Annotated in this window: 28 protein-coding genes; 13 read left to right on the top strand and 15 right to left on the bottom strand. The window is 61.3% G+C overall.

The features are described 5' to 3' along the window. Positions 1-89: 89 nt before the first annotated feature. The gene (locus tag C486_RS10940) at positions 90-2,198 is read right to left on the bottom strand and encodes a S9 family peptidase (RefSeq protein ID WP_008456056.1); all 2,109 of its coding nucleotides are present in this window, start codon (positions 2,196-2,198) and stop codon (positions 90-92) included. A gap of 71 nt (positions 2,199-2,269) precedes the next feature. Between C486_RS10940 and C486_RS10935 the strand changes: the two genes are divergently transcribed. After that, a complete protein-coding gene (locus C486_RS10935; RefSeq protein WP_008456054.1) occupies positions 2,270-2,488 on the top strand; it encodes a hypothetical protein in 219 nt (72 codons plus the stop codon). Between the two features lie 42 nt (positions 2,489-2,530). Here C486_RS10935 and C486_RS10930 read toward each other — a convergent pair whose 3' ends face one another. Further along, positions 2,531-3,148 carry an IMPACT family protein gene (locus tag C486_RS10930; RefSeq protein ID WP_008456053.1) on the bottom strand — a complete coding sequence of 206 codons (618 nt, stop codon included), beginning with the start codon at positions 3,146-3,148 and terminating at the stop codon, positions 2,531-2,533. A 197-nt stretch (positions 3,149-3,345) separates the two neighbouring features. Between C486_RS10930 and C486_RS10925 the strand changes: the two genes are divergently transcribed. Then, positions 3,346-3,753, top strand: a complete 408-nt coding sequence (locus tag C486_RS10925) for a DUF7522 family protein (protein WP_008456050.1) — start codon at positions 3,346-3,348, stop codon at positions 3,751-3,753. A gap of 7 nt (positions 3,754-3,760) precedes the next feature. Here the strand turns inward: C486_RS10925 and C486_RS10920 are convergent, their stop codons facing one another. After that, positions 3,761-4,264: an amino acid-binding protein gene (locus C486_RS10920; protein ID WP_008456048.1), complete on the bottom strand. Its 504-nt coding sequence runs from the start codon at positions 4,262-4,264 to the stop codon at positions 3,761-3,763. 140 nt (positions 4,265-4,404) lie between these two features. Between C486_RS10920 and C486_RS10915 the strand changes: the two genes are divergently transcribed. Continuing rightward, positions 4,405-5,181, top strand: a complete 777-nt coding sequence (locus tag C486_RS10915) for a hypothetical protein (protein WP_008456046.1) — start codon at positions 4,405-4,407, stop codon at positions 5,179-5,181. A 67-nt stretch (positions 5,182-5,248) separates the two neighbouring features. Here the strand turns inward: C486_RS10915 and hisB are convergent, their stop codons facing one another. After that, positions 5,249-5,836 (bottom strand): imidazoleglycerol-phosphate dehydratase HisB, encoded by a 588-nt coding sequence (gene hisB / locus C486_RS10910; protein WP_008456044.1) that lies wholly within the window; start codon positions 5,834-5,836, stop codon positions 5,249-5,251. A gap of 264 nt (positions 5,837-6,100) precedes the next feature. Here hisB and C486_RS10905 point away from each other — a divergent pair, with 264 nt between their 5' ends. Next, positions 6,101-6,367 carry a hypothetical protein gene (locus tag C486_RS10905; protein WP_008456043.1) on the top strand — a complete coding sequence of 89 codons (267 nt, stop codon included), beginning with the start codon at positions 6,101-6,103 and terminating at the stop codon, positions 6,365-6,367. Positions 6,368-6,652: 285 nt separating this feature from the next. On the opposite strand, the gene hisA is transcribed toward C486_RS10905, so the two are convergent. Further along, positions 6,653-7,405 carry a 1-(5-phosphoribosyl)-5-[(5-phosphoribosylamino)methylideneamino]imidazole-4-carboxamide isomerase gene (hisA, locus tag C486_RS10900; protein WP_008456042.1) on the bottom strand — a complete coding sequence of 251 codons (753 nt, stop codon included), beginning with the start codon at positions 7,403-7,405 and terminating at the stop codon, positions 6,653-6,655. A 337-nt stretch (positions 7,406-7,742) separates the two neighbouring features. Here hisA and C486_RS10895 point away from each other — a divergent pair, with 337 nt between their 5' ends. The 5 genes from C486_RS10895 to fer all read left to right on the top strand — a co-directional run bounded on the left by C486_RS10895 (position 7,743) and on the right by fer (position 12,225). Continuing rightward, the gene (locus C486_RS10895; RefSeq protein ID WP_008456040.1) at positions 7,743-8,126 is read left to right on the top strand and encodes a hypothetical protein; all 384 of its coding nucleotides are present in this window, start codon (positions 7,743-7,745) and stop codon (positions 8,124-8,126) included. A gap of 117 nt (positions 8,127-8,243) precedes the next feature. After that, positions 8,244-9,422 carry an inorganic phosphate transporter gene (locus C486_RS10890; RefSeq protein ID WP_008456038.1) on the top strand — a complete coding sequence of 393 codons (1,179 nt, stop codon included), beginning with the start codon at positions 8,244-8,246 and terminating at the stop codon, positions 9,420-9,422. A 154-nt stretch (positions 9,423-9,576) separates the two neighbouring features. Beyond that, positions 9,577-10,002, top strand: coding sequence for a universal stress protein (locus C486_RS10885; protein WP_008456037.1), 426 nt, complete (start codon positions 9,577-9,579; stop codon positions 10,000-10,002). Between the two features lie 125 nt (positions 10,003-10,127). Then, entirely contained in the window at positions 10,128-11,309 is a 1,182-nt protein-coding gene (locus tag C486_RS10880) for an inorganic phosphate transporter (RefSeq protein ID WP_008456032.1), read from the top strand. Positions 11,310-11,835: 526 nt separating this feature from the next. After that, a complete protein-coding gene (fer, locus tag C486_RS10875; RefSeq protein WP_008456030.1) occupies positions 11,836-12,225 on the top strand; it encodes a ferredoxin Fer in 390 nt (129 codons plus the stop codon). Between the two features lie 222 nt (positions 12,226-12,447). Here fer and C486_RS10870 read toward each other — a convergent pair whose 3' ends face one another. The 4 genes from C486_RS10870 to C486_RS21005 are packed head-to-tail and all read right to left on the bottom strand — an operon-like array spanning position 12,448 to position 16,738. Then, a complete protein-coding gene (locus C486_RS10870; RefSeq protein ID WP_083866023.1) occupies positions 12,448-14,499 on the bottom strand; it encodes an AAA family ATPase in 2,052 nt (683 codons plus the stop codon). Beyond that, positions 14,492-15,427, bottom strand: coding sequence for a hypothetical protein (locus C486_RS10865; RefSeq protein WP_152419162.1), 936 nt, complete (start codon positions 15,425-15,427; stop codon positions 14,492-14,494). The genes C486_RS10870 and C486_RS10865 overlap by 8 nt, the downstream gene beginning before the upstream one ends. After that, a complete protein-coding gene (locus tag C486_RS21010) occupies positions 15,427-15,933 on the bottom strand; it encodes a hypothetical protein (protein ID WP_152419161.1) in 507 nt (168 codons plus the stop codon). Before C486_RS21010 ends, C486_RS10865 begins: the two co-directional genes overlap by 1 nt. A 4-nt stretch (positions 15,934-15,937) precedes the next feature. Beyond that, complete coding sequence (locus C486_RS21005) at positions 15,938-16,738, bottom strand: hypothetical protein (protein ID WP_152419160.1); 801 nt, start codon at positions 16,736-16,738, stop codon at positions 15,938-15,940. 234 nt (positions 16,739-16,972) lie between these two features. Here C486_RS21005 and C486_RS10860 point away from each other — a divergent pair, with 234 nt between their 5' ends. Then, positions 16,973-17,431 carry an arsenate-mycothiol transferase ArsC gene (locus C486_RS10860; protein ID WP_008456027.1) on the top strand — a complete coding sequence of 153 codons (459 nt, stop codon included), beginning with the start codon at positions 16,973-16,975 and terminating at the stop codon, positions 17,429-17,431. Here the strand turns inward: C486_RS10860 and C486_RS10855 are convergent. Further along, a complete protein-coding gene (locus tag C486_RS10855; RefSeq protein ID WP_008456026.1) occupies positions 17,403-17,915 on the bottom strand; it encodes an HPP family protein in 513 nt (170 codons plus the stop codon). The two genes, C486_RS10860 and C486_RS10855, sit on opposite strands and share 29 nt — an antisense overlap. 166 nt (positions 17,916-18,081) lie before the next feature. Here C486_RS10855 and C486_RS10850 point away from each other — a divergent pair, with 166 nt between their 5' ends. Beyond that, positions 18,082-19,107, top strand: coding sequence for an A24 family peptidase (locus C486_RS10850; protein ID WP_008456025.1), 1,026 nt, complete (start codon positions 18,082-18,084; stop codon positions 19,105-19,107). A 69-nt stretch (positions 19,108-19,176) separates the two neighbouring features. On the opposite strand, the gene C486_RS10845 is transcribed toward C486_RS10850, so the two are convergent. After that, complete coding sequence (locus C486_RS10845; protein WP_008456024.1) at positions 19,177-19,503, bottom strand: hypothetical protein; 327 nt, start codon at positions 19,501-19,503, stop codon at positions 19,177-19,179. A gap of 321 nt (positions 19,504-19,824) precedes the next feature. Here C486_RS10845 and C486_RS10840 point away from each other — a divergent pair, with 321 nt between their 5' ends. After that, positions 19,825-20,076 carry a helix-turn-helix domain-containing protein gene (locus C486_RS10840; protein ID WP_008456023.1) on the top strand — a complete coding sequence of 84 codons (252 nt, stop codon included), beginning with the start codon at positions 19,825-19,827 and terminating at the stop codon, positions 20,074-20,076. A 142-nt stretch (positions 20,077-20,218) separates the two neighbouring features. On the opposite strand, the gene C486_RS10835 is transcribed toward C486_RS10840, so the two are convergent. From C486_RS10835 to C486_RS10820, 4 genes are all read right to left on the bottom strand, one after another. Further along, positions 20,219-21,229 (bottom strand): hypothetical protein, encoded by a 1,011-nt coding sequence (locus tag C486_RS10835; RefSeq protein ID WP_008456021.1) that lies wholly within the window; start codon positions 21,227-21,229, stop codon positions 20,219-20,221. 88 nt (positions 21,230-21,317) lie between these two features. Beyond that, the gene (locus C486_RS10830; RefSeq protein WP_049910433.1) at positions 21,318-21,548 is read right to left on the bottom strand and encodes a hypothetical protein; all 231 of its coding nucleotides are present in this window, start codon (positions 21,546-21,548) and stop codon (positions 21,318-21,320) included. A gap of 127 nt (positions 21,549-21,675) precedes the next feature. Next, positions 21,676-22,095 carry an HIT family protein gene (locus tag C486_RS10825; RefSeq protein ID WP_008456016.1) on the bottom strand — a complete coding sequence of 140 codons (420 nt, stop codon included), beginning with the start codon at positions 22,093-22,095 and terminating at the stop codon, positions 21,676-21,678. A gap of 191 nt (positions 22,096-22,286) precedes the next feature. Then, positions 22,287-23,006, bottom strand: coding sequence for a uracil-DNA glycosylase (locus C486_RS10820; RefSeq protein ID WP_008456015.1), 720 nt, complete (start codon positions 23,004-23,006; stop codon positions 22,287-22,289). A 116-nt stretch (positions 23,007-23,122) separates the two neighbouring features. Between C486_RS10820 and C486_RS10815 the strand changes: the two genes are divergently transcribed. Next, entirely contained in the window at positions 23,123-23,353 is a 231-nt protein-coding gene (locus tag C486_RS10815) for a hypothetical protein (RefSeq protein ID WP_008456013.1), read from the top strand. Positions 23,354-23,407 lie beyond the last annotated feature (54 nt).

Here is a 23,407-nt window from a genome sequence, read left to right as displayed (position 1 = left end):
CCTCCACGTTTCCGGTCGAACCCGATTTTCGCCGGCCAAAATCGTCTCGATCGAACCCAGACGAAGCGGACGTTCGAGCGCCGCTCGCGTCACGCCGCCGTGTCGTCGCCCGCCGTCTCGTCCTCGTCCGCTTCGTCCGACTGCGCGGAGAGGCCCGCGTCGCGGTCGCGCTCGAGTGCTGGCGGTGTCTCGTGGTGAGCCGAGTAGCCGTCGAACCAGCGGGCGATGCGCTCGAGGCGGTCGACGACGTGTGCTGGCTCGCCGGAGCGGGAGAGTTCGTGGCCCTCGCGGGGATAGCGGACGAGCCGGGTGTCGACGCGGTGTTTCTTCAGCCCGTGGTAGAACAGCTCTGCGGTGTTCGCCGGCGTGCGGTAGTCGCGATCCGAGTGCAACACGAGCGTCGGCGTGTCGACATCTGGGACGGCAGCGACGGGTGACTGCTCCCAGAGGAAGCCGGGCTCTTCCCAGGGCGTCGTCCCGAAGTCCCCCTCGAGGAGTTTGAAGGCGTCCGTCGAGCCGTAGAAGCCGGTGAGATCGTAGACCCCCCGTTGGGAGACGGCCGCGCGGAAGCGGTCAGTATGGCCGACCGTCCAGGCGGTCATGAATCCGCCGAAGCTGCCGCCGGTGACGAACACGTCGTCGGCGTCGACGAAGTCGCGTTCGCAGACCGCGTCGACGCCGGCGAGGACATCGGTCAGCGTGACCGCTCCCCAGTCGCGTTCGATGGCCGTCGCCCGGTCCTCGCCGTAGCCGGTCGATCCCCGCGGGTTACACCAGAAGACGACGTAGCCCCGCGCTGCGAGCGTCTGGAACTCGTGCCACATCGTGCCGGCCGTCGTCCAGTGGATGTGTGGACCGCCGTGGATCTCGACGACGAGCGGATAGGTTTCGTCGGGATCGAAGTCGGGTGGGGTGAGAAGCCACCCCTGTAGCTGGCCGGCAGCGCCGTCGCTCTCGAACCGGACCGCTTCCGGCTGGGAGACGGCCCGATCCGCGAGATACTCGTCGTTGACCCGGGTCAGCCGGGTCGTCTCGTTTCCACCCCGTGTCGTCACGAAGACATCGCCGGGGTGGTCCCACTCGCTCTGGACGTAGGCGATCGCGTTCCGACCGACATCGAACGACTCGACGGTAACGCCGTCGCCGTAGACCGCCGTCGGCTCCTCGCTCGCGTCTCCGGGTACCGACCAGACGACGCGCGATCCCTCGTCCGGCGTGCTGAAGTAGAGCACATCACCGTCAGGTCCCCACTGGAACTCACACCGGTGGCCGATGGTTCGATCCAGCGGCTCCGTCGGGGTGGTCTCCGACCCACTCTCGCGGTCGTGGACGCGGAGTTCCGTCTGGCGCATCGAGGCCCGCTCTTCCGGCGTGTACTCGAACGCAACCTTGCCGTCCGCGGTGGCATCGATCGACTCGAGCCAGCCGGTCGTTTCCGTGAACGCGTCGACCGCATCCAACTCGAGGTCGTGCTCGTACAGCTCGTATTCCAGCGAGTCGTCGGCCTCGTCGCCGGTCTTGGCGGCGTAGTAGATCGTCTCGTCGTCACCCCACGTTGGGGCGACGTAGTCGACGTCCGCGCCGGCTGGCTCCCCGTCGCCAGTGAGTCGCGTGATCGCGTCGCCGTCGGGCTCTGGGGTATTCGAGAGCGCCGTCTCGACCGCGAGGACGTAGACGTGATTACGCCGACCGTCGAGGTACGCCGTATCCGCGCGGTAGATCATGCGGTCGATCACGCGCGGATCAGGCTCGTCGCGCTCGTATTCGGAGTCGACCGCCCGATCGCGTCCCGTCTCTCGGTCGGCCGCGGTGACCCGCTGGGTGAAGCACAGTCGGGAGCCGTCCGGACTCCACGCGAGATCGGTGACGCCGCCAACGACCGACGTGACACGTCGGGCCTCACCCCCGCTCGTCGGGACGATCCAGAGCTGCTCGCGATCGTCTCCCTCGCCGCGGGTGCTGGCGAACGCGAGGTATTCGCCGTCGGGACTCCACCGGGGCTCACTGTCGACGCCGTCGCTGACGGTGAACTGCGTCGGTCCGCCGCCGCCGATCGGAACGACGTGAATCGTCGCCGCGTACGATTCCTCGTCCTCGGGACGCCGTTGAACGAACGCGACGCGCTCGCCGTCCGGCGAGAGTTGGGGGTCCTCGACGCCCGCGATAGCGTGGTAGTCCGCCGCCTCGATTTTGTTCATATTTGCTGTCGCATTCGATCGGTTATATATTTCGACCCTCGATCCGGACCTCGAGAGCGATTCGAAGAAGCGTGACGACTATCGGCTGGTATGTACACGGTATCTATCGGGTTGGATACTCTCTCGAAGATCCTATTTTATCGACCGTCTCCCACGTCCGGCTTCGCAACGACGAACTCGTCGTCTCTCGCGGCCTGTTCGACGTGCGATTCGAACGCGACGAACTCGCGGCCCTCGAGGCGGCACACGAGGAAATCGAACGACGGCTCCCGAACCGATCCGTCGGCTGATGCTCCTCGCGACGGCTGCCGGTCGTCCCCCGAGTCAGTCCATCACTCGAGGTCGGCGCGCCCGCTCGTTGCGCTTCGAATGCGATCCCGGAACGCCTCGCCCTCCGCACGCGGGACGCGCACGTCGAAGGTGACTGCAGCCTCGTAGTCGGCCGCGAACTCGTAGCCCTCGCTCTCCAAGATCGATCGCACGGTTCCGGAATCGTCGTACGCGACGGTGATCACGACCTGTTCGTGTGGCCGCTCCTCGACGATGCCGGCCGCTTCGACTGCCTCTTTCACGGCGCGGGAGTAGGCCCGGACGAGGCCGCCGACGCCGAGGTTCGTCCCGCCGTAGTAGCGCGTCACGACGACCGCACAGTTCTCGAGGTCCTGTTGCGCGAGGACGTTCAGCGCCGGTTTCCCGGCCGAGCCGGAGGGCTCGCCGTCGTCGCTCGAGTACTCCCGGAGGAAGTGGCCGTCCGTCTCCTCGTCGCCGGCCCGGACGCGATAGGCGGGCACGTTGTGGGTCGCGTCGGCGTACTCCTTGCGGACGGCGTCGACGAAGGTTTCGGCCGCGTCGACGGATTCGACGGGCCGGACGTGCCCGATGAACTCCGAGCCCTGGACGACGAACTCGGCGGTGGCCGGTTCCGGAACGGTGCGATACGCCCGGCTCACGGCCGCCCTCCCTCGTCTCGTCGGCGGCCGTTCCGACGCGGAGATGGCGTCTCGAAGCGAGTCATAGCGGTGCTACGCCGGGCCGCGAAAAGAGACCGTCGGTCCCGTCCGTTTCGCGTCGGGGAGACGGAGCAGTCTCGTGTGAACGTTTCGCTGGGACCCGTACGCTATTGGTCTTCCATGCGCTGTGTGGACACATGAACGGCGAGACCATCGACGCCGAACTCGCGGACGAGATCTACAGTAGCTGTCGGACGACGGTGGGTGACGAACTGCGCAGCATCACGTACTTTACCGAGGACGACATCGAGCAGTTGTACCTCCGGTCGGATCTGGAACAGACCGCGGACCTGATCGGCTTCGCCGAACACGAGCGGCTGGGCTTTCGCTCCCAGTCGGCCTACCGGAACACGCAACTCGGCGAGTATCAGGCGACCATCCGCATGTTCGAGAACGGGTACCTCTCGCGGGTCATTCGCGGGCCACACGGCGTCTGGGTGACGACCGACGACATGTCGATGGAACGGTTCGAGGAACTCACCAGCGCGCTCGAGTCGATCCTCGACGACTTCGCGGACACCGTCGCGGTCGGGGGCGACGACTGACGGTCGGTCACTGAATCTCTATCTTTCGGACGAACGAGAGGTCGCGGATCGCGGTGATGACCTCGCCCGAGAGCTCCTCGTCGGTGATCAGGTAGAGCCGCGGCTCGTCGGTGAACTCGGGGTCCTCGCTGATCGTCTGGCGGATCGAGATGTCGTGGTCGGCCAGCGTGCCGGTGACTTCGGCAACGATCCCCTCCTGTTCGGCGTTGGTCACTTCGACGGAGAGGACGGTCAGATCAAGGACCGGTGCCAGATCCATCAGACTCGGGACCTGCGAGATGTTCTGGAAGATCCGCCGTAGCTCGGGGTCCTCGAGGATGACATCCGTCGTCGAGTCGACGACCCGTCGGTCGACGCCGATCTCGCGGGCGATTCCCGTGTTCGGAATTTCGATGCCGCCGGAGACGACCCGGCCGTCGTCGTTGACCGAGAACCCGCGCTCGAGTAGCAGCCGGATCACCGCCTGCTGGCTCGGCGATCCCTCGAACTTCTCCATGATCTCGTCGAACATTCGTTGCCGAGTGTACGGCTGCGCCGGTATAATGTCCGGTGATCGGCCTCGGCCGGCGGCGTCGGCGATCCGCTCGCGGTCGGCCGCCCGGAACGTCGTCTGACGGATGATTTTTCACCGTTCCCGTGCAGGCCGACACTATGCGCGAACTCCGGAGCTGTGACTTCTGCGGTGCCGAGGCGATCGGCGCGTTCGAGATCGTTCCCCCCGAACTCGAGCCGACCGAGACCGAACAGCGCCGCGTCGTTCCCTGCCGTGACTGCAAGGACCGACTCGAGACGCTGCTCGAACCGCTGCTCGCACGGGCCGGTGCCGAGCGCGGCCCCGACGCTGCGGATCGCGATCGGGACGGACGTCCCACCGACCCAGCCGACGGCTCCGAGGACGTGGTGGCCAGCGCCGACCGATCGACGGAGAAGCGACGGCGGACCACCAGTCCGAACGCGACCGTCTCGGACGCGGCAGCGGAGCGCGATGAGCGGACGGGCCCTCGAGACGGGGCGGGGGCCGAGGGTGACCCTGACCCCGGCTCGGGATCGCAGTCGGGAGCGCCCGCGGAGTCGGTCCTCGAAGACGGGATCACCTTCGAGCGCACCGAGCGGGCGGCCGGCGACGGCTCGACCGAGTCGGACGGGACCGAGACAGGGACGGCGGCCGCGGCCGGTTCGACCGACCAGGCAGCCGACGAGTCGCCGCCCGACGAAGCTACGACCGACGCGCCGACCGGCCCGCCGACGGCTTACAGCAAGGTTATTCGCCTCCTCCGCAACCGCGAGTTTCCGATGGAACGCAGCGCCGTCGAGGAGCTGGCGGCGGGAGCCTACGACCTCGAGCGCCCCGAAGCAGCGGCGATCGTCGACTACGCCGTCGCCGAGGGCGAGTTCGTCGAAAAAGGGGGCAAGCTGCGGCGCTCGTAAGCTGACGGCCCACGCCCGTTTCGATTCCACGTCCGGACGCGTTCCCGGCATACCGCGCGGCAGACGGCTACAGCGTTCCCTTCGTGCTCGGCGTCCCCTCGCGTCGCTCGTCGCGTCGCGTCGCGTCGTCGAGGCTCCGGGCGAGCGCTTTGAACAGCGCCTCGACCTCGTGGTGGGCGTTCTCGCCGTCGACCTCGAGGTGGAGTGTGAGCCCGGCGTTCATCGCCAGCGATTCGGCGAAGTGGCGGGCCATGTCGCTTGTGAACCCGCCGATCCGTGCCTGCGAAAAGCTGCCGTCGAAGTAGAATCGCGGCCGCCCGCTGACGTCGACGACGACCCCCGCGACGGCCTCGTCGAGCGGCACCCGCCGATCGGCGTAGCGGACGATTCCCGCCCGGTCACCCAGCGCGTCGTCGATGGCCTCACCGAGTACGATCGCGACGTCCTCGACCGTGTGGTGGTCGTCGATCCCGAGGTCGCCGTCACAGTCGACCTCGAGGTCGAACAGGCCGTGTTTGGCGAACGACGTCAGCATGTGATCGAAGAAGCCGATACCGGTCTCGACCGTGGCCGTCCCGCTGCCGTCTAGCTCGAGCGTACACTCGATCGTCGTCTCGGCGGTCGTACGGGTGACAGTCGCCGTTCGCTCGCTCATGGGAGAGTCATGCCGCCCCCGATACAAGGCGGTTCCGCTCGTCGCCGTCAACGGGATCGATCGAGTCCAGTTCCCGCGTCAGTCGGAATTCGTGATTATTGGCTGAAAATGGGCTATAAAATGTCTCCGTACGTTAGATCGAGTTTCAAAACGTCGTTTGCCTCTCATTAGCGGGAATGAAACGGTCCGAAACGACGCCAATCTTCGGCTGATTATATGATCCGGTAGCTGAATGTCGTACTCGAGAAGAGGTGACCCGTTTCGATGTCCAACCCCTCCCCCGTTTCGAACGAATCGATCGCCCCATCCAGCCCTGAGACGGAGCCGAGCCGCGACTACGCCGAGCGGTTCGTCCACTCGCTCAAAGGGCCCACCCAGTTCCTGTCGTTCTGGGGTGCCATCGCCCTGCCCTTCGTGCATCTCCCCCTCCTCGCACAGGGTCTCGGCGATCCGTCAGTCACGCTGACCTTCCTCCTCCTGTTGGCGGCCAACGTCCTCGCCCTCTACGTCGGGCACGGCTACAACAGCTAAGCCGGCTGGGCGCTCCGCGAGTCACACGCCGCCCTCTCACGCCTCGAAGTCGGTGCCTCTCTCGGTCGACCCGTGACGCCGTCCGACCGCCTCACTGTCGGCCGACTCGTGCCCGGGACGCGCCGAGCACGACGGCAAGGCCGCGACTAGCGGTGAGCGGCCCGATGACCACCATTGCCGGAGGAAGACAACACACGCGACTATCCGGGCGTGTTCGACAGCTTTACTGGTCGGTATCGACTCCCTGACTATTCGTCGAATCGAGATGCGGGGAACGACCGCGGGCTACTCGTCGGCGTCGACCGTCGCCTGTGCCTCTGCGAGCGTAAAATTCCCCTCGTAGAGCGCGCTCCCGACGACGACCGCTGCCGCACCGGCGTCCTCGAGGGCCCGTACGTCCGCGAGCGTCGCGACGCCGCCGCTGGCGATCACGGGAATGTCGGTCGCGTCGACCAGTTCGCGGACCGGCTCGGTGGCGACGCCCTCGAGTCGCCCCTCGACGTCGACGTTCGTAAAGAGGATCGCGGCGGCCCCGAGATCCGCGTACCGGCGGGCGGCCTCGACGGGACTGATGCCCGCCCCTTCGGTCCATCCCTCGACGACGACTTCGCCGTCTTTCGCGTCGAGGCTGACCACGACGCTGCCGGGATGGTCCTCGCTGATCGCCGCGACGATTTCGGGGCGCTCGACCGCTGCGGTACCGAGGATGACCCGATCGACGCCGCGTTCGAGCAGATCGATCGCGTCCTCGGCGGTGCGGATTCCGCCGCCCAATTGTGTCGGTACGTCGACGGCGTCGATCACCGCATCGATGGCCGCTGCGTTCCCCCGTTCGCCCTCGAACGCACCGTCGAGATCGACGAGATGCAGCGTTTCCGCCCCGGCGTCGATCCACCGCTGGGCGGCCGCGACTGGATCGCCGTAGGTCTTTTCGGTCCCGCGCTCCCCCTGCACGAGCTGGACGACCTCGCCGTCTTGGATGTCGACCGCCGGTATCACCTCGAAGCTCTCGTCCTCGCCGCTCGCGTCGTCGGTCATACTCGAGTGCGCGGGGCCGGCGCGAGTAAAGGCGACGGTTTCGCCGACCGACCAGCGCCGCGAGCACTGCCTTCCTGGGCCCGATCGGCTATCGGACGATCCTGTTCGTCTACGGCCCCGGCGGTTCCCGCTTTACCGACTCCGTTCGCATCGACGCGCCGCTGCAGTTACTGCTGTCGGTGGCCACCGTCTTCGGAAGCACGTTCTTCTGAGGCGTCTGCTGCAGATTCCCCAAAGTGACTTCACACGGTACCCTGAAATGACGGCACGTGGTGCGACCCCGTATGGATCGAGTCCGAAACCAACTCGCAACTGCGCTGCAGGGGCTGATCGAGCGATGAAGCCGCGCCATCTCGACGCGATCATCGATCTCGCCTACGGCGGCCTGATTTTCGTCTCGGTCGCCTTGATCGTCGTTGAGGGAACGCGAGTCGGGTTAGCGCTCGGGTTGGGCGTCCTCGTATCGTACGCATTACATGTGATCTGGAAGATGGCGCGCTTCGATCCGGAATGGATGACGAGGGAGATGGAAGAGACGGTCGAAGAAGCCGTCGAACAGACGATCGGCGAGCAAGTCGACACGGTCCAGCAACGGATCGAAACCGTCGATGAACGCATCGAACGTCGTCCACGCGAGGACGAAATCGAGGATCTCCTCGAGGAGACGGTCGTCGACGAAACGGCGGGCGGAGAGGACGAGACCGGCAACGCCGCTCGATAACCTTCGTCGCCGTCTCCCGTTTCGTCGATCGAGACTCGCGTCCGACGGCTGTCGATCCTCTCAGCGTACGAGACGGCATAACGAATATCCGAATCGACGTGATAGCTGTCTCTCAGTATGGTTTCCGTGTTGCTTCTCGTCGGCATTCTCGTGGCCGTTTTCGTGGGATACAACGTCGGCGGTGCGACGACCGGCCCGGCGTTCGGCCCGGCCGTCGGTGCCGATGCCATCTCGAAGACCGCGGCCGGCGTGCTGATGACGGTGTTTTTCTTCGTCGGGGCGTGGACGATCGGTCGCCGCGTCGTCGATACTCTCGGCCGCGAACTCGTCCGGGATCCCAGCGTCTTCACGCTCGAGGCGAGTATCGGCGTCCTCTTCTTTATCGGTGCTGCGTTGTTCGTCGGCAACTTCTTCGGCGTCCCCGCGTCGACGTCGATGACGGCTGTCGGCTCGATTGCGGGTCTCGGACTCGCCGCCGGCGAACTCAACGTGGCAGTCATGGGCGAGATCGCTATCTGGTGGATCGTCTCTCCGTTTATCGGGTTCTGGGTCTCGCTGATTATCGGCCGCTACTTCTACTCGTCTCTCAATCGACGGCTCGCGATGACGCGCAGTGCGGGGCCCCTCTACCGGATCGACCGGTCCCGTCGGGTTCCGATTCCGTTCCCGACCGACACCACGACCTGGCGCGAGTTGGGGGGCGTGACAATGGTGATCGCCATTGGCTGTCTGATGGCGTTCAGCTCCGGGACCTCGAACATCGCAAATGCGATCGCCCCGCTCGTCGGGAGCGGCGAACTCGAGATGAATCCCGCGATCGTCATCGGCTGTGCCGCGGTCGGGATCGGCACGGTCACGATCGCGCGGCGCACCCTCGAGACGATGGGGAACGAACTCACGGAGCTCCCGTTGACGGCGGCGATCGTCACCGCGACGGTGAGCGCCTCGCTCGTCATCTTTCTCTCCGCGATCGGCATTCCCGCGAGTTTCGTCATCATCGCGACGATGTGTATCATCGGTCTCGGCTGGGGGCGGGCGACGCGCCCGATAACGGTGGCCGACGCCGTCCGGGGCGAGGAGTCGGTCCCGGTCTCGGTCGACGCGCTGACCGCCGACGAGGAGGGCAACGAGCTGCCGTCGATCGGCGACGAGGACCCGGAACGGATTCCCAGCGCGGTCGACCTCTTCAATCCGGCGACGACGGCCCGCGTCGTCCTCATGCAGAACATCGTCCCGCTCATCGCGACAGTCGGTGCGTACGCCACGTTTCGGTTCGTTCCGATCTTCGGACTCTGACTCGAGGCAGCCACTCAGTTCGAGACACTGCACACTCGTCCCACTCTCGTCTCGCGCTCGTCGAGCCACAGACCGTGCCCCGAACCCGCTCGGTCGCCGGTCCGGGACCGTGCCGTTCCTGCGTGTTTATTCTTCCCGGCGTGGAATGTGACCTATGGTCTCACGCGTCTTGGTTCCGATAGATGACTCGAAAATGAGCGAACGCGCCCTCGAGTACGCCCTTGAGGTCTATCCCGACGCCGAGATAACGGTCTTGCACGTCGTCGGCAAGCCGTCCCAGATGTGGGGACACGCGACGGGGCTCGCGCTCGCCGACGATCTCGAGGACGCAGCGGCGGAACACGCGGAGCCGATATTCGATCGCGCACGCGAAATCGTCGCGGACGCCGGCGGCGACGCGGAACTCGAGACCCGGATCGAACTGGGCAATCCCGCTCGTGCGATTATCGACCGGGCCAACGACTACGAGACGGTCGTGATCGGCACCCACAGTGGGTCTGTGGTGGATCGCGTCTTCGTCGGCAACATCGCCGAGAAGGTCGTTCAGGGGTCCCCAGTTCCGGTCGTCGTCGTCCGGTAAGCTGCTGACCCGCCGTTTCATCCGCCCCGGAACGACGCGCGTCTCGACGCTCCGCGCGTCTCCGGTCGAACGATGGGAACCGCAAATAGGCGCGTTTTTACGGTCGGACGTACGAGTTATCTGCCGTGCCAGAAGTACTGCTTATCGTAGGGATTCTCGTCGCGATCTTCGTCGGATTCAACATCGGCGGTTCGACCACCGGCCCCGCGTTCGGGCCGGCCGTCGGTGCCAACGTGATCACGAAACTGATGGCAGCGGGCTTGATGTCGATCTTCTTTTTCCTCGGGGCGATCACCATCGGCCCGAAGGTCGTCAATACGCTCGGCCAAGAGCTCGTGCGGGATTCCAGCATTTTCACCACGCGGTCGAACGTCGCCGTGCTCTTCTTCATCGGCGGCGCGCTGTTCATCGGGAACTACGCCGGCGTCCCCGCGTCGACATCGATGACGGCCGTCGGCGCGATCGCCGCGCTCGGACTCGCGACCGGCGAACTCGACTGGGCGGTGATGGGTGAGATCGTCGTCTGGTGGATCGTCGCGCCGATCATCGGCTTCTGGGTGGCGGGAGTCGTCGGCCGGTACTTCTACCCGCGGATCAACGCCTGGATCGCGATCGAGGGGAACGATGGTGGCAGACAGATGATCACGATCGATTACTCTGGTTTCGTCCCCCGGCTCCGGTTCGGGGAGAACGCGACGCGGCGGGAAATCTCCGGTGCGTTCGCCGTCGTCGGGATCGGGTGTCTGATGGCGTTTTCCTCGGGGACGAGTAACATCGCGAACGCCATCGCACCGATCTACGGGACTGGCGACGTCGACATGGTCCCGCTCATCCTCATCGGGTCGGCGGCGGTCACGGTCGGTTGCTTCACCATCGCTCGCCGAACGCTCGACACGCTCGGCAACGACATCACGAACCTCCCGCTGACAGCGGCGATCGTCGTCGCAGTCGTCGCATCGGCGATCGTGATTTCGCTGTCGATCATCGGTATTCCCGCGAGTTTCGTCGTAGTGGCGACGATGAGTATTATCGGTCTCGGTTGGGGCCGAGCGACCCGGACGACGACGCTGTCGGGCGTCAGGGCCGGCGAGGAGACTCGCGTTTCGGTCGGCGCGCTGACCGCCGAGGAAGAAGGCGAACAGTCGCCCGAGATCGGCGAGGAGGAACCCGAAGACATCCCGAAGGCGTCGGACCTGTTCGATCCTTCGACGACCGCTCGCGTGATCCTCATGCAGAACGTCGTGCCGGCGATCTCGACGGTCGGTGCCTATCTCACGTTCCGGTTCATCCCGATTTTCGGGTTCTGATCCGACGGCGGTGCTCGACCGGAACAGCCGTCTCCGGTATCCGATCCGGGTAGTTCCGGCAAGACGCCGTCTGCTTTCGTTGGAGCTACGACCCCGCATGCGGCAACAGTGCCGGCCCATCGGTGCCAATGCCGGCCCTCGGTTCACCGTCACCGGACCTCGTGACCTCGCTGCTGTAATGCCGTCCCGACGGGGCCGTCGGTTCTGCAATCGCCTTGAGGAGCATCCCCTTCGCCTCGGCCGGGTTGGCGGACGTGTTCTTTCTCCTCGTCCCGCTGTCGCGCTCCGTCGGACCATCCCCTCGACTCGGCGGCATGTCAATGGGCGTCCCCCCTGAATTTCGGACCCGGCAACGAACGCACCGGTCCTGCGAATACGTTCGGACATTTCTGCTTCCTCTGCCGCTCGAGCACTCCTCTTGTAACGAACCGAGGCATTGTTTCCTCCGAATTGGTCAATTCTGGCTCAAAGACAATTTAGGACTGAACAGCAAGCTATACCAGTGCGGGACTCGAATCGCAGAGTGATGCCCACGGTAGAATACCTCAACTACGAAGTACTGGACGATCAGGGCTGGGACATGGACGACGACGACCTCTTCGAGCAGGCCGCCGATGCCGGCCTCGACGAGGAGGACTACGGCTCGCTCGAAGTCGCCGAGGGCGAATACATCCTCGAGGCGGCCGAAGCACAGGGCTACGACTGGCCCTTCTCGTGTCGCGCCGGTGCCTGTGCGAACTGCGCCGCGATCGTCTTCGAGGGCGAGATCGACATGGACATGCAGCAGATCCTCTCCGACGAAGAGGTCGAGGAGAAAAACGTCCGCCTGACCTGCATCGGGTCCGCCGAGACTGACGAGGTCAAAATCGTCTACAACGCCAAGCACCTCGACTACCTGCAGAACCGCGTCATCTAAGACACAGCAGCTAATAATTGTTAACAGCCGGGACGCGGTTCATAAACCCGGTTTCCATATTTTTGGGCGTCGATAGCTTCGCTTCTCGCAGTTCTTGGAATCTCCCAGTTTAAGACTCGAAATGGTAGAAGGGAGGATAGTGTACTGGTTGAGCAATGTTACTGGATTATTGGCTTGACAAACTCGAGATTCATATTTAGAACGAAATCACACCGAGGCAAGTTATGAGAAATTCCGTATTTTATAATCGCCGCTAAAGTCCTGCCTCTCAACCATTGAGGTGTCGGCTACTGTAAGAATGATTTGGTAGTCAGGAAGGATGTCGGGAAGTGCTGATAAAAATCGGGTGATGTCGGGAGCATTTCCAGTATCAGGTGCATCAGAATAAGGGGAATCAATTAAGAACATCCGAATTGGGATGGTATTGCTCTGCTTTGAAAGCAGTTTTAGTACTGTAGTATGGAACAGCAGGGCAAGGATTTTGCCTTCGTTCGAATTCTGATTATGACGACTTGACGGAATGTCATCTTGCACATCCATCTCAACAGTAAAATTATACCCGCCTTGGCTATCGAACGTCACCTCGTCCGCATCTGCGAAAGATCCCTCTTTGAAATACTTTAGTAGAGTGTTCATTTCTGATTCAAGTTCATTCTTTAGACTGGCCCGTTCTTGCTCTATATGATAATTCACAGACTTCTCAAAAGACGATAGAGCCTGTATCTTTCGAGATTTTAATTTGCGGGATTCATATGCACCTTGAAGTTTATCCATCTCCTCTTCCAAACTCTCTAACTCCCTCTTGTTAGCGTTTACTTCGACTTGGATCGCGGTGGCCGTTCCCTCTAGGTCAGAAACCGTCTTCTCTAATTCATCCTGATATTCGAGAAGTCTTTCCGCACTGTTGTCCTCTATCTGGCTTTCTACTCGCTCTAGCTCAGACTCCTTCTCCTGAAGTTCCCTAACCAGTCTCTTAAATTCTCCCTCTAATTTCCTCTCTTCGTCTCGCAGCTCGACCAACTCCTCTGCCATTTTCTCCTGTTCCTCAATTGATTCTTCAACATCTCTTTCCGATCCAATTTCGATTCGTTCCGTTGGAACAGGTTTTGCACAAAGGGGGCAGCTACCCTCTTGCAGTAGCCGACGGCGCTGGGTATCATCTACATCGTTGGTACAGACAGGACACCGATCGGGTACATTCATGTACTTCTGTAGTTCCTGAGCGGTGGAATGAAGGTCCTCGCCCATCTGCATCTCTTCCAACCGCTCTATGCGCACTCGTTTTTGCCGGAGATCGCCACGCGTTTCTCGTTTTTCAGATTCCAGTTTACTCACTTGGCGTTCCAGCCGAAGCCGCTTTGATTCGAGTTCTTTGAGTCTCTGATACTCATCATCCCTCTGAATTACGTCATTGACTGAACGCAGCTCGTCTTTCTTGGCTGAAATAATCTCGTTTACTCGCTCTTTATATCCATACAGCTTTGATAGTCTCTCTTCAATTTCGTCTATGCGGCTTTTTGCAACTGCCAACTCTTCTGGTGCTGTTTTCTCCTCGTCAGATATTGCGTACTTATTCTGCCTCAGAGTCTTGCTTTGATTGATCGCACTCGCCATGTCCATCCCAAACAGGAGGTCTAGGAAGTCGTCCTTGTCCTGCCACCTCAGGAAGGTCTTAAAGTCAGGAGCCATCAAACAGAATAGTGAGAATATATTATAGCGGCCTAACTCACGGGATTCAACCGGCCAGAGACCAAATGCTTCTGAGATATCCTGTTGGGTATTTCGGGCTTGATGTGGATTGGCATCTTCGGAATTAGGGTCGAAAACTAATTTTGGACGTTGATGACCAACATATGCCGACCCCTCTTTTTCCATAGATCGTCGAATAAGATGGTGTTGACTGTCTACCGTCCAATTTCCGACAGTAGTGAGTGAGTTTTTGTCATGTTGAATGGGGTCGGGGAGTGTTATTCTCTGCCTCTCTTGCCGTCCAAATAAGTTAAACCGAATAGCTTCCAAGACAGCTGTTTTCCCACTATCATTTTCTCCATAAAGAACTGTATTCTGATTCTCAAATCGGACATCTTCATCATTTAGATTTCTGAATTTATCTATCCAAATACGCTGTAGAGTGACTCGACCTACAGGGAAATCAAGAGTATCATAATTCTCTCGTAGGATATTTTCGCCTTCTTCAATGTCTTCTGGCTCAATGCCTTTTTTCTGTTCGAGATCAGAAACAACGCTACTAATCACTTCTTCGCGACTAGCCATGAGCGATCTCCTCCGTTAGTTCTTCCACGAAATTGATCTCACTAGTTTGGAACTTTTTCTCTGGACCAACCAGTAACTCATCTCCGCTCTCTGCTCGCAGTAGGCTTTTATCTCCTTTAACCATATTAGTTAGTTCGTCATGTGACATCCCTGCGATCTCTCTAACGACCTTGTTCTGGGTGTCGTTCCATGAGTAGATTATGACACTATCTGATTCTTCGATCCGGTCGTAGACCCGTTTTACCATCGCCTCTCCTCGTGGGGTTAATTTTATTCCGTATCGTCGGTTTCGTTCAGCGACCTCGCCAGTACCATCCTCCGAAACGACTAGTTCATCTATCAAACTCCATGCGTACAGACGATTCTTATCCTCATAGGCCACGTTGGAATACGGTCCTGAATCTCGTCTCGTGAACCGGTAACGATAACCTGTTCTGTCCAGCATTCCGAGTTCTCCACCCACAGAGTTACTGATGGTATAGGATTCTTCTTTCTTGAGGTATTTATTGATGAAATACAGCAATTTCTGGAAACGGTATCGAGATTCGATCATATCGTTCTCAGAATAAAAGGAATAATCTTTCACCAATTTGAGCATCATCGCCATGTCCACAAGCTCGTCAATATTAAACTCGATCTTGTTCCATGTCTTCACAAGATCATCGCAAGGGACCTCGCCATCCTGAAAGACAATCAAGTCTTCTTCGGATACTCCTGCTTCTCTAAGAGTTGAAATCACCCTCTCGTGCGGGAACACTTTTCTATTGAGGAAATCATAGTATTCCTCGCTAAAGTCTTCAAAATCGCCGGAGCTAGCAATGGCATCACCGTATACATCTGTGATGACCATTACATAATCTTCAAATTCATCACTAGTAAGGTCAAGCGACTCAACTGCCCGTTTCAGTACCTTCCATTCACTAGGCATCAGATCACCCCCAAGTCTTCACAAACCTCTTCATTCCACCGCTTGATCTTCTTGCGGCCGCCTTTTGTTATCGGGTTCGCGGTATTCAAATGACCCCGTGAGTATGCTACTAACTGCTCTTTGCTGGATGCAACAGTAAGATGCGGATATTCTGACTCTACTTTGGATACTGTGGCAGAACCACCGTCAACGCAGATGATAACTTCTGCTTCATTAGGGTAACTTCGTGTCTCCAAATAAAATCCTAACTGGGGGTACTGGTCATCCTTTAGGCATTCATTCCAATGGATGACCCAAACACTGTTTTGAATCAACTTGTCTCGGTTAGACAAATCTGATAGAGAATGGTAATATTCTTCAATAAGTAATTTGTCTCCGCGGATTCCTTCCCGAATCTCTTCAACAATATCCGAAAAATCGTAATTGAAACAGGTATCACTAGTAGTGAGGATCAGTATATTCTCCTCGTGAGGAACCACGTCCTCTAATTTCTTATACGGTTGCACTGTCTTATGACCCTTTTATCACTTGAAACTGGTCCCGAATTTCCTCTAGTTGTTTGTGTTCCTGTTCTAACCGTTCATTCCCTTTGTTCTGCTGTCCCCTGATAATTGTTTCTTTGGATAGCTGACTATGCTGTTCAAAAGACGACCTCCATGATTCAAATTCATCTTTCAATTCGCGTCCGTCCTTTGTCTTTGCCATGGATAGTAGGTCAGATATTTCTTCTAATGAAGATCCAAACTCTTCACGTGTCGACTTCCGGCCTTCCGTACCTTCTTCGTATTCGACCCAAGAGAAAGATTCCTCCCACTTGGAGATCGTATTGATGATACGATCTCGGTCAGGTTGGTCATCAACTACGCGAGCGTGATAACCAACAGCAAGTAGAGTTGCAAATAGTGCTGTAAGCATGACTGAGAATACGTAATCAAGCGCCCCAATTCCTGTTCCACGGGAGGTAGCATGGATCAGAATAACATATCCGAAAACAACTATCACACCAGACGCGAGAAAGTACCCTGCTGCCGAGACCAAAATATTAGATTTTCTGTGGAGTTTTGGTGAAAGAGTCCGCTCGCTCATTCTTTTGACGAACAGAAGTAGTATTAGAACGAATATGACTGAGGCACCACTGTATACTATCATAAAGAGGCTCTTTTTTTCAACTTCCAATACAAGATCCTTAGAGAACTGGAATGATAGAAATAGTGATGCGAACTGGAGAAGAAGAACCTGCAGAAGATAGTGAACACCGTATCCGAAGGTGATGTGTTCAATTGCAAATCGAATCTTCGGCTCGATCTCCATACTACATGGTGGTCCAAGAGAGTTATAAAACAGGATGGAACCGATACCGGCGCTTCGTGCGCTATTGCCGGCGATCCCGATTTCGGGATCGCGTTTCACTTTCGTTACTGACGTGTCCGCGACCGGCGCGTTCTCGAGGCTGACCGCGGTGCTGGTGCTTGGCGACTGTCGAGAACGCCTTGAGGCAACGACAGCCGAATCACCGACCGACGACTACCCACGCAACCCACAATCATGGCAACAGAACCCACTGTAGACGACCCGATTCGTATCGCCTTCGTGTGCGTCCAGAACGCCGGCCGCTCCCAGATGGCCACCGCGTTCGCCGAACGCGAACGTGACCGCCGTGGCCTCGTGGACCGCGTCGAAATCCTGACCGGCGGCACCCGTCCCGCCGACGGCGTTCACGAGGGCGTGATCGCCGTCATGAACGAAGTCGGCGTCGACCTCACCGACCGAACACCCCGGGAGATCACCCCCGACACCCTCCGCTCGTGTGACACCGTCGCGACGATGGGCTGTTCGACGCTCGAACTCGGCGACGTGGACGCAGCCGTCGACGTTCGCGACTGGGCGCTTGAGGACCCGGACGGTCGCGAGCTCGAGGCAGTCCGTGCAATCCGCGACGGGATCGAGGACCGCGTCGCCGCGCTCTTCGACGAGTTCAGCGACGCCCCCGAGAGGAGCCGCTGAACGCCGGCCCGTGCACGACGAGTTCGTGCACGGCGACGAGGACGACGACGGCGACCACGATGAGCGCGCCGTCGACGAGCGACGGGAGGAGCCCCAGGGAGACGATCAGCGTCGTCGCACAGGCGGGCGGGTGGACCGTCTCGGTCGCGAGCATCCCGCCCGTCGTGAGGACGGCGGCGACCACGCCGCTGGCGACGACGCGGAGCTGTGCGGTCGCGAGCATCGGCGCGGCCGTGGGCATGCTCACACCGAACTCGGGCGCGATCGCGTGATACGCGACTAGCCCTGCCACGACGCCGATGGCGTGACCGCCGATCACGCGCCGCGGCGCGGTCACGTCCCCGTCTCGAACCGTCGCTAACAGGAAGGCAGTGGGGTCCAGACTCGGGAAAATAAACGCCTGACCGGTCAGCCAGGCCAGCAGGCCCGGAACCACAAGCAGCACGCCGACGTACAGGGTCGAACACACTGCGCCCTCTTTCATGGGCGGTCCCTTGTCAGTACCGACGGATATACCGTTTGTTCCGCTGCTTTTCGGGGACCAGGCGCATGACCGGCGGTCCGTGGCCGATACCGGTCGTTGCTTCGTTCCGTGACCGTCCGCCCGGAAGGCCGAAAACGTAAGGGGACCGCGCTTCCGAGGAACGGTCGTGACGCTCGCTGGTGCCGTCGCGACGGGTCCGGACCTCCTTCGACTCGTCGCCGTCCCCGTCTTCGCCTGGACCGCCTACCGCGACATCGAGACCCGCCGGGTCTCGAGCACCGTCTGGATCCCCCTCTCCCTGCTGGGGACTGCGCTGCTGCTCTGGGACGGCTGGCTGGCCTGGACCGCCGGCGGAACCGCCTGGACCGACGCGTTCCTGATTCCGACGGCGATCAGTCTCGGCCTGGTCGTTCCCATCGCCTACCTGTTCTGGTGGTTCGGCGGCTTCGGCGGGGCCGACGCGAAGGCCCTGCTCGTCCTCGCCGTCCTCTTCCCGACGTTTCCCGAATACACGCTTGGCTCGTGGACGCTCCCGCTCGAGTCGACCACGACCGTCGGCGCGTTCTCGTTTACCATCCTCACCAACGCCGTCCTGGTCGGTGTCGTGTTGCCGCTCGTTCTCGCCGTCCGCAACGCCGCCGCGGGACGGATCGCCCCGGTCATGATCGTCGGCTGGCCGGTCGCGTGGGATCGGGTGCCGGAGACCCACGGCCGCCTGCTCGAGACGCCTGCGGGGCTCTCTCAGGGCGGGCTCGATCTCGACGCGCTGCGGATGTACCTCCGCTGGCGGGGGCTCTCGCTGGCTGAGCTTCGCGAGCGACCCGATCGGTACCGGGATCCGGCGACGCTGCCGGCCGAGCCGAACCCGCCGACCGACGGCGCGGTGACGGCGGATGGACCCGTTCGCGGGGACGGCGGCACGCTCGAGTCGACCGCCGAGGACGCGGGGCTCGAACGGGGGTCCGAGATGGCCTCGCCGTCCGACGATCCCTGGGGTGCCGCGGCGTTCTTGGACGATATCGACGGCTCGGCCTACGGGACGACGCCCGAGACGCTCCGCGACGGGCTCGAGGTGCTCGCGACCGCGGAGACGGTCTGGATCTCGCCCGGGACGCCGTTTCTGGTGCCGATCTTCGTCGGACTGCTGATCGCGATCTGTTATGGGGATCTCCTCATCGGGACGCTCCTCTAGCTCCTCTTCCTCCGATTTTCGACTCGATCGGGCGGGCGGATGCCGTTCCCGGTTCCTCTCCCGGTATCGTCACCCGAGTCGCGGGCCTCGATCTCGGCCCGTCGGTCGTCGGGCAGGGACCCCCCAGTTCGCGCCCGCATCCCGCGGGTGCCAGCCGAACAGTGCCGTCACCTCGTCCAGCCGCGTTTCGATCCGGTCCGCACGGAAGCGGGCTTCCTCGACGGTGCGTTTCTCGGGTCTCTCGCCACGGTCCAGCGCGGTCGTGATGGCGTCGGCGAGTTCCGCAAGCCGGGCGATGTCGCTTCCCGTCGACTCGCCGGGATGTCTGAGCGCCTCGGCGAGCCGTGCGCGGGCGAGCGATTCGGCCGTCTCGGAATCGACGTCCGCGTCGCTCATCCGCGCTCACCCGAAACGACCGCTCGGCTCGAGCAGGCAACGCGCGTGAAACCGTCATCGAACGCCCACGCGCTACAGCCGCCCTGTTTGGCAGACGATCTGTGGCCGTGCCGGAATCCTGAAGTCCGGCGACTGTCTTCATCGACATGGGTTTCTGCCCACAGAAGCCCAGTCCGCGTGTCATCAGCACGCGGGCGTTTCCTCGACAGTCACGCCCCGAGGGACTGGTCTTCCGTATCCGTGCCTTGTAAGGTGTGGGTAATAAAGTTTCCGGTGCCGTGTTGGGCAAGGTTTTAACATCAGGGATACCGAACGCCATCCATGGACGAGAACCGGGAACGGAACGCTCGAGGACAATTTACTGCGGAACACGACGTCACTGCGGACGATGTCTACGAGACGATGGAGCCACTTGAACCCTACACCAGTCGAGAAATCGCCGACAAACTGGACATTCCGCGCCGGACGGCGTACAAATTTCTCACCGACCTTGCCGACAGCGGTCGCATCCGGAAGAAAAAGACAGAACCGCGCCGTGCTATCTGGATTCGACCTGCCGACGCCGCAGAATAATCGGACAGCGACGAGAACGACGACTCGAGCCGTCGTTCAGGCGAATCGGAGACACTGATCAATAGCAATGATCTACGACAACTGTCCGTCAATGGAGACCAGCATACAACTCTTGATAAGATGTTGGGACACCACGGCTTCGTCACTCCCCTGCAACGAGTTGTGAAAGGCCACCGAAGAGATCGGTAAGCGTACTCGGGTGTGGTGTGTCCGCGGGAGAGAATCGGACCGTCACGGCGTCGATCCCCTCACGGACGGAGAGTTCGGAACCGGCCTCGCTCGGAAGTTCGACCCGAGCAGCCACCCCCTCCGTGAGACCGAGGTCCCGACGGAGAGCGGCCGCAAGTGCCGCGGTATTTTCCGAGTTCTTCGAGTCCAGCGCCATTGACACACGGAGCACTCCTGCGTTCGAGATGAACCCATACCGACGTGTGACGTGATCGTACACCGGTGACTTCCGAACGTCTGTACTGCAGTCACACAGTGGTTGAACTTCGCCGAGAGTGAACCGAAACGGAGACTGCCGTCGGGTCAGGGAGTATGTCGAAAGCGTCGATTCACCGACTGGTCCCTCGTCGCCGTGCCAGACCCCGATGGTGTCCACGACGATGGACGGATGTCCGACGACGAACGCCGTCTCTGCGAGCACGCTCCCGGCTGTGTCTCCGGCGATGTACATCGGCCTGCCGTAGCGCATTTCAGTCCGGCGGTCGGTGGAACCACCCACGCTAACGACATCAGCGAAGTGATCTTCCGTCCAGTCTGCCCAGACGACGACTGCACCGCGACCGTCGGCCGAACCGACGAATGCGAGTTTCCCGATGCGTGACGGATCGACGGTCTGAGACGAATCCGTGGATACCAGTCCGCGAAGTCGCGCGGGAACTGAAGCAAACGGACAGGTTTCGGCGATCAATCCGGCGACGGCGCGGACAGCCTCTGGCGGCTCCGTTCGGTCGACCTGCGCCACGGCGAGCGTGTCTGCACTCGCTGGCATCGTTCCCGTGGTGAGATCAGTAGCGCCGAGTTGGGTGGACCCAGTGGATTCCAAATTGGCGGTGATGGTGTCACCGCCGAAGACTGCGACACTGCCGCCGAATAGGACACTACCGGCACCGGCGAGGAGCCGTCGTCGTGACTTGCCGGAGGGCATTCGTTTCTAACGAGTCGTCACGTAAGTAAATGACTTGCTGTCAGAGTCCACGGATCCCCACGTTCCGAACGGGACATCCAGACCTTCGTTAGGTCCGTGTCCGCTCGTACAGCGGGACGAGCACCGTCCAGAAGAGCACGAAGGCGACGCCGACGCCGATCAGTGCCAGCCACGGGTCGCCCCTGCCGGTCGGTGCGCCCGTCGCAAGGAGGACGAACGTCCCGGCGAACAACAGACAGCAAACGAGGACGCTGCCGAGTTCGAGAGCCACGGCGACGGGATGGGCACGCAACTCGGCGACGATGCCGGCGAGGGCCATACCCGAGCCACACACGCGGACGGCAAAAACGTCACGGCACTGGGACCGCCGACGGCAGCCGTCGCCGACAGCATCGTCTTCGCGATGCGTCGGTGTCGGTCGCTCGAGCGCGACTCCCACGCCCGGGTCAGGCTCGAGACTCGATGTCCGCGGCGATGTCGTCGAGGTCGTCGTCGTCGAGGTCGGGCCGATCGCCCGCGATGGCGTGAATGGGGCCGCCGCCGTCGCCCTCGAAGCGGGGGACGATGTGACAGTGGACGTGGAGGACCTCCTGGCCCGCCGCTTCGCCGTTGTTGAACGCGACGGTCGTCGCATCGGCGTCGACGCTCTCCTCGACGGCGGGGACCATGCGGTGAACCGTGTCGTAGAGGTCCGCGGCGATGTCATCCGGAACGTCGTTCAGTCGCTCATACTCGTCTCTCGGGATAACCAACGTGTGGCCCGGAGCCAGCGGGTTGGCGTCGAGGAACGCGACGGTCGTCTCGTCTTCGTACACGATTCGTGCCGGGATCTCTCCCTCCACAATCTGGCTGAAGATCGTACTCATACGCGAGTATGAGTCGGCTCGCCGTATGAAGGTTACCGACGATTCGACCGGGGATCGGCTTCGATCGTGCAGTTGGCGGCGGCCGCGATGTGTCCATCGCAGCACGGTCGCTTCGAGATGTCTCTAGTAGCAACTGAACGTCAGTACACACCTGATCGCACGACAGCGTTGGGATCAGTGTGTCACTCGTTTCAATTGCTACTATAGGCGTCCCCTCCCTCGCTGGAAGGACTACAGCATTCGTCGAGCGTTTCGCCGATCGCCGCGAGGTACTCCTCGCGGTCGTACCCCAGTCGCCCGATCCAGACGTCCTGGTACGATGGATGTAGTATCGGGACGAGCCACACCTCGAGTCGGTCACACCGGACGGGTTCGAGGACGCTGTCGACGAACCCCTCGAGGTCCCGCCCTTCGGCCGAAAGCACTGTTTTCGTCGCGTGTTTGCCGGTCGCCAGCACGACCGCCGGCTCGACCTGCTCGAGTTCGGTCAGCAGGTGCGGCCGGCAATTCTCCCGTTCCTCGGGGGTGGGTTCTCGGTTGCTTGTCGGCTCCTCGGGATCGGCGGGAAAACACTTCACCGCGTTCGTGTAGTAGGCGTCGTCGCCGTAGCCCACGTCGGCGAGCAGCCGGCGGATGCGCCGGCCGGAGTGGCACGAGGTGTAGGCCTTGCCGGTCCAGTTTCCGCCCCGCCAGCGGTCGGCGTCAGGGGTGCCGCGGCCGGGTGCCTCGCCGACGACCACGATGCTGGCGTCGCGGTCGCCGGTCCCCCACGAAATGCATTCCCGGGAGTCGGCGAGGGCCGGACAACGGGTACAGCCGGGCTCGAGGACGTTGTGACCGGTCGGATAGGTGGGGTCGGCGGTGCCTGCGGAGTGGGGGTCAGCGTCGGTATCGGAGTCGGACGCGGGCACGGTCGGGGATACGTCTCCAGCGGTTTAGGCCGGTCGATTCCGACTGTGTGAGCAGTGCTGTCCCGTCACATTTGAGGGGACAAGTTTACCTTGGACGGGCGGCTAACGGCGTGCTAATGACATCGATCGGTCCGGAACTACTCGCGGAATCACTCCAATTGGGCCTCTACACCCTTATCGGCGCCGTGTTGACGGTCGGCGGCGTCCTCGTCGAACAGGCGAGCGTCCAGCACTACGGGTCCGGCGAGGCGATGATCGCGCTGTGGCTGGCCACACTCGGCGGCGTCATGCTCTATGCCGGCGCGTACGGACTGGGCTATCAGAAGGTGCTCTCGCAGTACGTCTGAGCGTCGCGGGACTGGCTCGGGGTTCGAATTCGTAGACTGGTACTGAACTGTACA

The sequence above is a fragment of the Natrinema gari JCM 14663 genome (assembly GCF_000337175.1).
In the GTDB taxonomy this organism is placed as follows: Archaea; Halobacteriota; Halobacteria; order Halobacteriales; family Natrialbaceae; genus Natrinema; species Natrinema gari.
This window is presented reverse-complemented; position numbering and strand designations above follow the sequence as displayed.